The 12,165-nt window shown below is 68.1% G+C and carries 9 protein-coding genes; 8 read left to right on the top strand and 1 reads right to left on the bottom strand.

Annotated features, from left to right (window positions below):
- Positions 1 to 67 precede the first annotated feature (67 nt).
- From ABZ345_RS41440 to ABZ345_RS41465, 6 genes are all read left to right on the top strand, one after another.
- The gene (locus ABZ345_RS41440) at positions 68 to 826 is read left to right on the top strand and encodes an ABC transporter ATP-binding protein (protein WP_359860453.1); all 759 of its coding nucleotides are present in this window, start codon (positions 68 to 70) and stop codon (positions 824 to 826) included.
- Positions 827 to 831: 5 nt separating this feature from the next.
- On the top strand, positions 832 to 3,345 hold the full coding sequence (locus tag ABZ345_RS41445) for an FtsX-like permease family protein (RefSeq protein WP_359860454.1): 2,514 nt from the start codon (positions 832 to 834) through the stop codon (positions 3,343 to 3,345).
- A 615-nt stretch (positions 3,346 to 3,960) separates the two neighbouring features.
- A complete protein-coding gene (locus ABZ345_RS41450; protein WP_359860455.1) occupies positions 3,961 to 5,223 on the top strand; it encodes an extracellular solute-binding protein in 1,263 nt (420 codons plus the stop codon).
- Between the two features lie 74 nt (positions 5,224 to 5,297).
- Positions 5,298 to 6,197, top strand: coding sequence for a sugar ABC transporter permease (locus ABZ345_RS41455; protein WP_359860463.1), 900 nt, complete (start codon positions 5,298 to 5,300; stop codon positions 6,195 to 6,197).
- Positions 6,198 to 6,201: 4 nt separating this feature from the next.
- The gene (locus ABZ345_RS41460; protein WP_359860456.1) at positions 6,202 to 7,026 is read left to right on the top strand and encodes a carbohydrate ABC transporter permease; all 825 of its coding nucleotides are present in this window, start codon (positions 6,202 to 6,204) and stop codon (positions 7,024 to 7,026) included.
- A gap of 38 nt (positions 7,027 to 7,064) precedes the next feature.
- Positions 7,065 to 8,471, top strand: coding sequence for a GH1 family beta-glucosidase (locus ABZ345_RS41465; RefSeq protein WP_359860457.1), 1,407 nt, complete (start codon positions 7,065 to 7,067; stop codon positions 8,469 to 8,471).
- A 79-nt stretch (positions 8,472 to 8,550) separates the two neighbouring features.
- Here ABZ345_RS41465 and ABZ345_RS41470 read toward each other — a convergent pair whose 3' ends face one another.
- The gene (locus ABZ345_RS41470; protein WP_359860458.1) at positions 8,551 to 9,750 is read right to left on the bottom strand and encodes an esterase-like activity of phytase family protein; all 1,200 of its coding nucleotides are present in this window, start codon (positions 9,748 to 9,750) and stop codon (positions 8,551 to 8,553) included.
- A 71-nt stretch (positions 9,751 to 9,821) separates the two neighbouring features.
- Between ABZ345_RS41470 and ABZ345_RS41475 the strand changes: the two genes are divergently transcribed.
- Together ABZ345_RS41475 and ABZ345_RS41480 are read left to right on the top strand one after the other, a co-directional pair.
- Complete coding sequence (locus ABZ345_RS41475; protein ID WP_359860459.1) at positions 9,822 to 10,844, top strand: GNAT family N-acetyltransferase; 1,023 nt, start codon at positions 9,822 to 9,824, stop codon at positions 10,842 to 10,844.
- 78 nt (positions 10,845 to 10,922) lie between these two features.
- Entirely contained in the window at positions 10,923 to 11,948 is a 1,026-nt protein-coding gene (locus tag ABZ345_RS41480; protein ID WP_359860460.1) for a LacI family DNA-binding transcriptional regulator, read from the top strand.
- The last annotated feature ends 217 nt before the right edge of the window (positions 11,949 to 12,165 follow it).

The raw sequence follows: 12,165 nt of genomic DNA on the forward strand, positions 1-12,165 counted from the left end.
CGCGTACTCAGCGAACTCATAGCTTCTTCCTCATCAAGGAACATCCCCTGTGAGGAAGGCACGAGACATGTCTGCACTGGTGTCCGAAGTGGGCGCAGTCGGCACGACCGCTGCGGCGGCCCACCAACTGGTGAAGGTCTACGGCAAGGGTGACACCGCGGTGCGGGCGCTTGACGGCATCAACGTCGCGTTCCAGGCCGGCCGCTTCACGGCGATCATGGGCCCGTCGGGCTCCGGCAAGTCCACGTTGATGCACTGCCTCGCGGGACTGGACACGGTGGACGGCGGCTCGATCCACATCGGACAGACCGAGATCACCAAGCTCAACGACAAGGACCTGACCAAGCTGCGCCGCGACCGCGTCGGCTTCGTGTTCCAGGCCTTCAACCTGCTGCCGACGCTGACCGCCGAGCAGAACATCCTGCTGGGCCTGGAGCTCGCCGGCCGCAAGCCCGACAAGCAGTGGTTCGACACGATCGTCAACGTGCTGGGCCTGCGCGACCGCCTGACCCACCGTCCGACCGAACTGTCCGGTGGTCAGCAGCAGCGCGTGGCCTGTGCCCGTGCGCTGGTCGCCCGTCCCGAGGTCATCTTCGCCGACGAGCCGACCGGCAACCTGGACTCGCGCAGCGGCGCCGAGGTCCTCGACTTCCTGCGCATGTCGGTTCGCCAGATGGGCCAGACCGTGATCATGGTGACGCACGACCCGGTGGCCGCGAGCTACGCGGACCGCGTGGTGCTGCTCGCCGACGGCCGTCTCGCCGGTGAGATCCACCAGCCCACCACCGAGTCCGTCGTCAACGCTCTCACGCACCTGGGGGCGTGAGGTAGATGCTGAAGACGATCCTCGCGGGCCTGCGAGCCCGCACGGCGCGGCTGGTGCTGTCCAGCATCGCCATCGCGCTCGGCGTCGCGTTCGTGACGGGCACGCTCGTGCTCGGCGACGCCGTCGGGGAACAGACCAGGGACAACTTCGCCCGCAGCGCGCGCAACGTCGACGCGGCCGTGCACACGACGGAGACCACTCCCAACCGGGAGAACGGCATCCCCGTCGAGTTCCTGCAGAAGATCCGCAACACGCCCGGTGTCGCGGGCGCGGACTCGCGTGAGTTCGGCAGCGCGGCACTGCTCGGCGCCGACGGCAAGGCGCGCAACGCGCTCGTCCAGCCGTTGCCGACGACGGAGAAGCTGCGCGACTTCAACCTCAAGGACGGCAAGTTCCCCCTCAAGGCCGACGAGGCCGCGATCGACGCCAAGACCGCCCAGATCGCGAAGCTCAAGGTCGGCGACAAGCTCAAGCTGCTCGACAAGGACAACGCCGAGCGCGCGTACACGATCGTCGGCACCTACCAGCAGGGCGCGAGCAGCATCTCGATGTCCGGCAGCGACCACGTGATCGTCTCGCCGGAGGGCATGCGCACGCTGATCCCCGAGCAGCGCATCTACGAGATCGTCGCCGTCGCCAACTCCGGTGTGTCGCAGCAGCAGCTCGTCGACAACATCAACAAGGCCATCGGGTCCGGCTACCAGGTGCAGACCGGTGAGCAGCTGACCCAGGAGACCCTGGCGCAGGTGGGTGACGCCGCGAGCGAGATCAAGACGTTTCTGCTCGCGTTCGCCGCTATCTCGCTCGTCGTCGCGGGAATGGTCATCTACAACACCTTCACGATCCTCGTCGCCCAGCGCACGAGGGAGCTCGCACTGCTGCGTTGCGTCGGCGCGGACCGCAGCCAGGTGTTCCGCAGCGTGTTGGCTGAAGCGCTCTTCATGGGCCTTGCGGCGTCTGTGCTGGGCATCCTCGGTGGGCTCGGCGTCTCGGCGGGCCTGCAGGCCTTCATCGGTTCCGTCGGCGGGCCGAGCGGTGACGACGTCCAGATCCGCCTGCCGATCTCGTGGGTGACCATCGCCGCGGGCTTCGGTGTCGGCGTGGTCGTGACCGTGCTGTCGGCCGTGCTGCCGGCCCGCCGTGCCACCCACGTCGCTCCCGTGGCCGCCCTGCGCTCGCAGCCGGACAGCCACGACGACGTCGCCCGCACCGGCAAGGTCCGGATCATCGCCGCGGTGCTGATCGCACTGGCCGGAGGCGCGGCCGTCTACTTCGGCATGCAGCAGGAGGAAGAGGCCGCGCTGTTCATCACCGGCGGCGGCACGATGGTCCTGCTGCTCGCGGTGCTGCTGCTGGGCCCGCTGTACGTGCCGCTGGTGAACCGCCTGTTCGGCAAGGCGCTGCGCGGCGTGCCGTCCAAGCTGGCCTCGGCCAACGCGGGCCGCAACCCGAAGCGCACGGCCGCGACGACGGCGGCGCTGATGATCGGCGTGACCATCGTCGCGATGGTGACCGTGGTGGCCGGCAGTGGCCGCGAGACCATGAACCAGCAGGTCGACAAGCGCTTCCCGGCCGACTACGAGGTCAGCTCGAACGTCTACAGCCAGCCGCTCACGCAGAAGTTCGCCGATGAGCTCGCGAAGGTCAAGAACGTCGCGAAGATCGCGCCGGAGCTCAACGTGTACGGCGAGTCCGACAAGCTCAAGTTCGGCGACGTGAGCGGCTTCCCGGCGGACGCGATCGGTTCGCTCGTGCGCCCGGACGTGGCCAGTGGCACGTTGACCGGCCTCAAGGACAACGAGATCGCTCTGCGCGAGAAGGACGCCAAGGAGTCCGGCCTGTCGCTCGGGTCGACGCTGAAGATCAGCGACAAGGAGCTCAAGGTCGTCGCGCTGATCAAGGACAACAGCTACGGCGCCGGCATCGTGACGCTCCCCGCGGCCCAGAGCATGCTCAAGGAAGCGCCGAAGGGCTACCAGAAGCTGCTGGTCAAGCTCGCGCCGGGCACCGACATCACGGCCGCCAGGGCCGACCTGGAACGCGTCATCGCCACGTCGCCGGTCGCGGTCCTGAACACCGCTGCCGAGACCAAGGCGGAGCTGAACGGGCAGATCGACCAGATTCTGCTGTTCATCTGGGCCCTCGTCGGCCTGGCACTGGTCATCGCCCTGTTCGGCATCGCGAACACGCTGACGCTGTCGGTGCTGGAACGGACCCGCGAGTCGGCCCTGCTGCGGGCACTGGGCCTCACCCGAGGCCAGCTGCGGCAGATGCTGGTGGTCGAGTCGATCCTCATGGCCCTGATCGGCGCGGTCGTGGGCGTGCTGCTCGGCGCCGGGTTCGGGTGGCTGCTGGTCAAGGCGCTCTCGTCGTCCGAGTTCCCGATCAGCTTCTCCATCCCGTTCGGCCAGATCGGCGGAATGCTCGGGCTGGCCGTGGTCGCGGCGATCATCGCGGCCGCACTGCCTGCCCGGCGGGCCGCGAAGAACTCCGTGGTCGCGGGGATGGCGGAGGCGTAGGACGTCCTGCCTGGCTCCGGCTGTCGGGGGCCGAACCAGGCGGGTTCGAGCGTGCGGAACAGGGGCCGCGCGCTCGGGGGATCGGTGGAGGTCCGGTGCTGTCGGGGCACCGGGCCTCCGCTGCCGTGTCAGGCCGATGGACGGCGCGGTGGCGGAGCCGGGGGCGGCGTTGAGCGCGTGGATGAGCTCGGGGCGCGCGCCGCGGAGGGTGGGGCGGCTTGCGGTGTTCCGCCATCGCACCCGATCACGCTGTGCCCGGCCACACCGGCGGCGACCGTTCGGCCGACCGAGGCGGCGCCTCTACCCGCTCAACGGGGTCTCAACCGAAATCTCGCGAAAAAAGTTCGACAGCGCGCGTCACTTTCGGCCCGCAAGCCCCTCTACCTGGGGTGAGGGACGACCGGAGCGAGGGCCCGGTCGTCCCTCTTCGTCGTCTCCAGGGCACCTGCAACCGGCCCAACCGAGACGCTCACCGTTCCGGTCCAGGTTTTTGTTGCCTACCCCGACAAAGTTACGGAACGATGTCGACCGCTTGACACCCGCGCCTCGCCGGTTGAGTGTGAGAGCGCTCTCATCAAGGTTAAGCGCCGCTCACGGCGTCGTCGAGGAGGACGGATGAGCAGAAGTCTGGTCGGCAGCGTCGCTGCGACTCTCGTGATGGTTCTGGCCGCGGGATGCGGCGGAAGTTCCGGGGCCGACGGCAAGGTCGAGCTGTCGCTGGGCCTGTTCTCCGACTTCGGTTACGACAAGCTGATCGAGGAGTACCAGGCCTCGCACTCGAACATCAAGATCGAGCAGCGCAAGGTCAAGATGGAGCAGCACAACACCCAGCTCGCGACCCAGCTCGCGGGTGGGCGTGGTGCCGCGGACATCGTCGCCCTCGAGGAGGGCGTGGTCTCGCAGTTCCGGGCGTCCAAGGACAAGTTCGTGAACCTCGCGGACTACGGCGCGAAGGACCTCAAGGACCAGTGGGTCGGCTGGAAGTGGAACCAGGGCACCACCGACGGCGGTGAGTTCGTGCTGGGGCTGGGCACGGACATGGGCAGCCTGGGCATCTGCTACCGCCGCGACCTGTTCGAGGCGGCGGGGCTGCCGACGGACCGCGAGGCGGTCGCGAAGCTGTGGCCGACGTGGGCGGACTACGCGAAGACCGCTGACCAGTTCACGGCCAAGACGCCGAACGTGAAGTTCGTCGACACCGGCCGCAACATCTACAAGGCCATCCTCGATCAGACCGAGGAGGGCTACTTCGCGAAGGACGACTCGTACATCGCGGAGAAGAACGACAAGGTCAAGACGGCGTTCGACACGGCGGCGGCGCTCGGCACCAAGCAGCAGACCGGTGCCCTCGAGCCGTTCAGCCAGGACTGGAACGTCGCGCTCAAGCAGGGTTCGTTCGCCACCACCACGTGCCCGGCCTGGTCACTCGCGCTGATCAAGGCGGGTGCCGGCGACGCGGCGGCCGGGAAGTGGGACGTGACGACGGCGCCCGCCGGTGGCGGCAACTGGGGTGGCTCGTTCCTGGCGATCCCCAAGCAGGGCAAGCACCCCAAGGAGGCCTACGAGCTGGCCAAGTGGCTGACGTCGCCCGAGCAGCAGAAGCGGATCTTCAAGGAGACCGGCAACCTGCCGAGCCAGCCGAAGGTCTACCAGGACGCCGAGGTGCAGTCGTTCGTCAACGAGTACTTCAACAAGGCTCCGGTGGGCAAGATCTTCGCCTCGTCCGCCGAGGGGCTGAAGCCGACCTACCGCGGCACGAAGGACTCGAAGGTCGGCCCGGTGTTCGGCACGGCGCTCACGCGCGTCGAGCAGGGCAAGCAGTCCGCGGCCGAGGCGTGGACGCAGGCGTTGAAGGAAGCGACGGACGCCGCGAAGTGACGGCGGTCCGCACGAAGACCGAGGCGGCTCCGGCCGTCTCGGTTCCTTCTTCTCCGCAACCGAAGCGCCTCAGGCTGAGCAGCTGGGACGCCAGGTACACGCCGTACCTGATCATCGCGCCGTTCTTCGTGGTGTTCGGGATCTTCGGGCTCTACCCGCTGGTGTACACGGCGTGGGTGTCGCTGCACGACTGGCAGCTGATCGACGGTGACCAGGGATTCGTCGGTCTCGCCAACTACGCCGAGCTGTTCGGTGACGCCAAGTTCTGGAACGCGCTGTTCAACACGCTGAGCCTGTTCGTGCTCTCGACGATGCCGCAGCTGCTGGCCGCGCTGGGCCTCGCGGCGTTGCTGGACCGGGGTTTGCGCGGCAGTGCGTTCTGGCGCGCGGGAGTGCTGCTGCCCAACGTCATCTCGGTCGCCGCGGTGGCGCTGGTGTTCGCGCAGTTCTTCGGCCGCGACTTCGGCATCGTGAACTACCTGCTGGGGTTCGTGGGTATCGACCCGATCGACTGGCGCGCGGAGACGTGGGCCTCGCACCTCGCGGTGTCCACAATGGTCATGTGGCGCTGGACCGGGTACAACGCGCTGCTCTACCTGGCGGCCATGCAGTCGGTGCCGAAGGACATGTACGAGTCGGCCACATTGGACGGTGCGTCGCGCTGGAGGATGTTCTGGTCGATCACCGTGCCGTCGATCCGGCCGACGATCCTGTTCACCGTCGTCACCTCGACGATCGGCGGTCTGCAGCTGTTCGCCGAGCCCGCGCTGTTCGACCCGGGGTTCGCCGCCAACAACTCCACCGGCGGCTCCGACCGGCAGTTCCAGACGCTGGTGCTCTACATGTACGAGAAGGGCTTCCGGCTGTTCGACGCCGGGTACGCGGCCACCATCGCGTGGATGCTGTTCCTGGTCGTCCTGGTGGTCGCGGTCATCAACTTCTCGCTGACGCGGCGCATCGCGGGCAAGGGGTGATCACGTGAAGAACGCCAAGGCCGGCCCTCTGCTCTACGGGTTCCTGGTCGCCGTGCTCGCGGCGTCGGTGTTCCCGCTGTACTACTCGTTCATCGTGGCGTCGAAGGACAACTCGGTCCTCGGCGAGAAGGTGCCGCCGCTGGTCCCCGGCGGGAACCTGGTCGAGAACATCACCCGCGTCTTCGACACCGTCGACTTCTGGCTCGCCATGCAGAACTCGTTCATCGTGGCGGCGACCGTGGCGATCTCGAACGTCGTGCTGGGCACGCTCGCGGGCTTCGCGTTCTCGCGGCTGCGGTTCAAGGGGCGCGACTCGCTGTTCCTGGTCGTGCTCGGCACCGCGATGGTCCCGACGCAGCTCGGCGTGATCCCGCTGTACATGCTGATGTCCGACCTCGACTGGTACGGCACATTGCAGGCGGTCATCGTGCCGGTGCTGATCGGGTCGTTCGCGGTGTTCTGGATGCGCCAGGCGTGCGAGGAGACCGTGCCGTACGAGCTGATCGAGGCGGCGCGCGTCGACGGGTGCTCGGTGCTGCGGACGTTCTGGCACGTGGGCTTCCCGGCCGTGCGGCCCCAGGCCGCGGTGCTGGGCATGTTCACGTTCATGACCGCGTGGAACGACTTCTTCTGGCCGTTGATCGTGCTGGACCCCAATGACAGCCCGACCGTCCAGGTGGCGCTGTCGACGCTGGCCAGCGGGTACTACACGGACTACTCGCTGATGCTGGCCGGCGCCTCGCTCGCGGTGCTGCCGGTGATCGCGATCTTCGTCCTGCTGTCCCGCCAGATCGTCGGCGGCATCATGCAGGGTGCCCTCAAAGGGTGAAACACCGCAGGGACGAGACAGAGCAGGGAGTGCGCTGAATGACGACCGACTCGGACGTCGAGGTCGGGCGGGAGGTGCTGACCTTCCCGCCGGACTTCCTGTGGGGAGCAGCGACCGCGGCGTTCCAGATCGAAGGCTCGACCACTGTGGACGGTCGCGGCCCCTCGATCTGGGACACGTTCGCCGCCACGCCCGGCAAGGTGCTGGCCGGTGACACGGGTGACCCGGCCTGCGACCACTACAAGCGGTACGAGTCCGATGTGGACTTGATGAAGTCGCTGGGACTGGCCTCGTACCGGTTCTCCGTCGCCTGGCCGCGGATCCAGCCCAGCGGCAGCGGGAAGGTCGAGCAGCGCGGGCTCGCGTTCTACGACCGGCTCGTGGACTCGTTGCTGGAGAAGGACATCCAGCCGCTGGTCACGCTGTATCACTGGGACCTGCCGCAGGTCCTGGAGGACTTCGGCGGCTGGCGCAACCGCGACACGGCCTACCGCTTCGCCGACTACGCCGCCCTCGTGCACGAACGGCTGGGCGACCGGGTGCAGGCGTGGACGACGCTGAACGAGCCGTGGGTGTCCGCGTTCCTGGGCTACGGCAACGGGATCCACGCGCCGGGCATCACCGACGCGGTGGCGTCCCTGGAGGCGGCGCACCACCTGCTGCTCGCGCACGGTCTCGCCACCCAGGCGTTGCGCGCGCAGGCACCGGAGTCGCACCGGCTGTCGATCGTGCTGAACTTCAGCACGATCTGGGGCGACGACGCGGAGGCGGTCAGGAAGGTCGACGGGCTGCAGAACCGCATCCTGCTCGACCCGATCTGTGGCCGCGGGTACCCCTTGGACGTCCTCCAAGACACCACCTGGCTGGGTGACTGGACGAACGTGGTGCGCGACGGGGACATGGAGACCATCGCGACCCCGATCGACTGGATCGGCGTCAACTACTACAACCCGACCCGCGTGGCGCCGGCGGATCCCGACTTCGTGCCCGCCGGGCCGCACGCGGGCCTGCGGGGCGTGACCATCCAGCCTCCGCAGGGCGAGCTGACCGGGTTCGGGTGGGAGCAGAACGCCGACGCGTTCACGGAGCTGCTCGTGCGGCTCTCCCGCGACGCCGGCGGGGTGCCGCTGGTGGTCACGGAGAACGGGTCCGCGTTCCCCGACGTCGTGGACCCGATGGGCCGTGTGGTCGACGTCGAGCGGACGAAGTACCTGGTGGACCACGTGCGCGCGGTGCACCGGGCGATCTCCGAAGGCGCGGACATCCGCGGCTACCTGGCGTGGTCGCTGCTCGACAACTTCGAGTGGGCGGCCGGGTACTCGCAGCGGTTCGGGATCGTGCACGTCGACTTCGAGACGCAGCGGCGCACGGTGAAGGAAAGCGCGGCCACGCTGTCCCGGATCATCGGGCAGAACGGGCTTCCCGCGCACGGCTACACCGTTTAGCTCACCAGACGGGCCGAGGGGGGCCTTGGCGCTCTCACCTGCGGATACTTCTGTGCCGCAGGTGAGAGCGCTCTCTTACTTACCGCCTGCGCAGGACCCTCGGGTCGGCGTGCAGGTTGTCCGCGAGCCTGATGGTGATGAACTCGTTGTTGTCCGGCTTGCCCGGCGTGCGGCCCGACGACGACGGGAAGTTGTTGTCGTTGAGGATCGCGAGAGTGCGGTCGTCGAGGATCGTGACGTCCTCGATCGTGACGAACGGGAAGCGGAACGGGTCCGCGTTGCCGCCGACGTGCTTGGGGTTCGCGAGGTCCAGCAGGTCGGCGACGAGCGTCTTGTCGAGCTTGCCGTCCCTGTTCCGATCGCGCTTGTCGGCGAGGTAGACCTTCTTGTGCTTGGCGGCGTCGCCCTGGCCGCCGTCCCGCTCGATGATCAGCAGGCGGTTGCTGTCAACCGCGATCGCGTCACCGATGGCGAAGGCGGGGTCTTCCAGCTGGTAGAGCCACTTCTTGCCGGTGAACGCGTTGGACGCGATGTCGAACTCGTTGAGCCGCAGGGTGCCCGGCTCGTCACCGGCGACCGTGCCCTCCAGCAGCGCGTTGAGCGTCTTGCCGTCCGGGGACTGCGTGATGCCCTCGAAGCCCTTGCTGCCACCGAGGTTCGGGTTGCCGGCGGGGTTCTCGGGAGCGCGCACGCCCGGCAGCGGGACCGGTGGCGCCATCACGCGGCCCGCGCGGTCGAAGTGCAGCAGGTACGGGCCGAACTCGTCACCCATCCAGTAGGTGCCGTCGGCGCCCCTGGTCACCGACTCGATGTCGATGTCCGCACCGGTGATCACCCGGTCCGGCCTGGTCAGCGCGAACGGGATGTGGCCGTCCGGGTCGGTGAGCGTGATCCCGCCGACGACGTCGACCTTCCCGGTCTTGAAGTCCGGCGCGATGCGGTTGATGCGCAGGAGCCAGTCCGCGCTGTTGGCCTTGGTGCCGTAACCGTTGTCGGAGATGACGTCGAACGTGCCGTCGCTGTTGCGGACCAGACCGCTGAAGCCCTGGATCGGCTGGTCGGCGAACGGCGGCGTGACCCCGTTGATCGGGGTCGTCCCCAGCGCGGCGCCGCTCGGTTCGCTGCCGGGCAGGTAGGTCTCGGCGGGCAGTGAGGCGAAGTTGGTCAGGGTGGCCCTCTTGGGGCCCTTCTGACTCGCCGCTTCGGGAGCGGCGACGGTGGGCGTGGCCAGTGCCGTGACGGTGAGCAGGGTGAGGCCTACGGCCAGTGTTCTCCTCATGCGCGAACCCTATGTCGATCGTTTTACTCATGGTTCGCGCCGCGGCAACAAGCTCGGTGAACTCTTGACTCATGACGACGACCTGGCGAATGCGCATCGAAATAAGCGACAGCCCCGGCGCGCTCGCCCGCGTCACCGTCCGGCTGGCCGCGGCCGACTGCAACGTCCTCGCGCTGCACGTGATCCCCGTTCCCGGCGGTGTGCTCGACGAGATCGTCGTGAAGGCGGGAGAGGGCGTGCTGCCCGCGGACCTCGTCGACGCCGTGCGCAGCGAGGGCGGCAAATGCGTGGGCATCACCGGCGCCGACGTGAAGGACCTGGTCGACGAACCGACGGCGGTGCTGCGGGCGGCCAGGATGGCGCTGACCGACCCGGACCAGACCGCGGAGGCGTTGCGCCAGGTGCTGGCCGCGGACGCGGTGACCTACGGCGAGGCGGCGGACGGCCAGGTCCAGTTGGGAGACATGGTGGCCCGGCGCGGCTGGGCCAGGTTCACCCAGGTCGAGCTGGCGCGTGCGCACGCGCTGCTCGACCTCCTGGCCGCTCCGGCACCCGCCGTGCGCGGCATGCTCAGCGATGACGGCGCGGCACTGGTCCTGCGTCCCGGCACCAGCGCGGACGAGGACGCCGTCGCCGACCTGCACACCCGCTGTTCCATGAGGACGTTGTTCAACCGGTACCACTCCGGCATGCGCACCGTGCCCCGCCGCTGGCTGCACCGGCTGCTCAACCCGCCGCGCGGAACCACGATCATCGCCCAGTGCGCGGACCAGGCGGTGGCCCTGGGCCAGCTCATCCACACCGGCACGTCGGACTGCGCCGAGATCTCGCTGCTGGTGGAGGACGCGTGGCAGCGCCGAGGCGTGGGCGCGGCACTGCTCGGCGCGCTCGCCTCGGACGCCCGCGCCGCCGGCTACACCGAGCTGGTCGCGTGGTGCCTGCCGTCGGAAAGCGCCCTGGTGCGGACAGCCGCTCGCGCAGGTCTTCCGGCCACGACACGCCGGGAGGACGGCCTGCTCAGGGTGTCCATTGCCCCACGCGGGCGCGCTCTGAAGACGCCAATTGCGACGGGCATGGCTGAAAAAACACGATGAACAGCGCGGAAACCCTCCTCGGAGATCGCTTGCGGCTAAGCTGACCGGCGGCTCAAAGGTTTTCATCGAGGAGTGGTGGTGCACGTGTCCAACCACGCGCGTCCGACGTTGGAGGACGTGGCCGCGAGGGCTGGGGTCAGCCGCGCCACGGCGTCACGAGTGCTGAACGCGTCGCCGCGGGTCAGCCCCGAGGCACTGGAAGCCGTCAACGCGGCTGTGTCGGCGCTGGGCTACCAGCCGAACCGCGCCGCTCGCGCGTTGGTGACCCGTCGAACCGGTGCCGTGGCCGTGGTGTTCTCCGAGCCCGAGCCCAAGATCTTCGACGACCCGCACTTCGCCCGCCTGATCCGCGCCGGGGCCCGTGCGCTCGCCGACGTCGACGTGCAGATGGTGCTGATGCTGGTGCACTCGCCCGACGACCAGGCTCGAGCGCACCGGTTCCTCGCGGGTGGGCACGTCGACGGTGCACTGGTGTTCGCGCCGCACCGCAACGACGAGCTCGTCTCGATCGTGAAGAAGCTGCCGTTGCCGGTGGTGTACGCCGGTAAGCCGTGGGGGTCGTTGCGGGGGATGCACCTCGTCGACAACGACAACGAGGGCGGGGCTGTGCTGGCTACTGAGCATCTCAAGTCGCTGGGGCGTAAGAAGATCGTGCACGTTTCCGGGCCGTTGGACGAGTTGTCCGCCATTGATCGGTTGAACGGGTTCAAGTCGGCCTTGTCGTTGGATGACAAGGGTGCTGCGAAGCTCACCGAGGATGGTGGGTTCACCCGTGAGGGTGGGCGGAAGGCCATGTCGGCGCTGCTGGCCAAGGTGCCTTCGGTGGATGCTGTGTTCGTGGCTTCCGACCTGATGGCGGCTGGGGCGTTGGAGACGTTGCACGAGGCTGGGAAGCGTGTGCCTGAGGATGTTGCTGTGGTCGGGTTCGATGACCATGTTGCTATTGCTGAGCACACTTCTCCGCCGCTTACCTCTGTGCGGCAGGATTCTGATGAGCAGGTCAAGCACATGGTCGAGCATTTGATGAAGCTGCTTCGGGATGAGACGGTCAAGTCGAAGAAGCAGATGTTGCCTACGGTTTTGGTTCGGCGCGAGTCTGCTTGAGGGGCGCCTGTTTGGGCGTGACGCGAGTTTGCGGGTGGTTGGCTTGCGTTGGGCGGGTCACGTTCCGTGCGATCCGCGGCTTTGTGGGTGGTCACCTTGCGTTGAGCGAGTCCCGTTTAGGACGCGGGGCTCCGCCCCGGACCCCGCCAATCTGATCAAAGACCAGCCAGCGCCGCTTGCGGGTTGATGGCACGCCTGTTGCGTTCGGCGGCTGCCA

The organism is Lentzea sp. NPDC005914 (assembly GCF_040629405.1).
Taxonomy (GTDB): Bacteria; Actinomycetota; Actinomycetes; order Mycobacteriales; family Pseudonocardiaceae; genus Lentzea.

Coding starts and splice junctions, on each gene's coding strand:
- ABZ345_RS41470 (WP_359860458.1), bottom strand. CDS start 9,750: ATGAGGAGAACACTGGCCGTAGGCCTCACCCTGCTCACCGTCACGGCA.
- ABZ345_RS41465 (WP_359860457.1), top strand. CDS start 7,065: ATGACGACCGACTCGGACGTCGAGGTCGGGCGGGAGGTGCTGACCTTC.
- ABZ345_RS41475 (WP_359860459.1), top strand. CDS start 9,822: ATGACGACGACCTGGCGAATGCGCATCGAAATAAGCGACAGCCCCGGC.
- ABZ345_RS41440 (WP_359860453.1), top strand. CDS start 68: ATGTCTGCACTGGTGTCCGAAGTGGGCGCAGTCGGCACGACCGCTGCG.
- ABZ345_RS41445 (WP_359860454.1), top strand. CDS start 832: ATGCTGAAGACGATCCTCGCGGGCCTGCGAGCCCGCACGGCGCGGCTG.
- ABZ345_RS41450 (WP_359860455.1), top strand. CDS start 3,961: ATGAGCAGAAGTCTGGTCGGCAGCGTCGCTGCGACTCTCGTGATGGTT.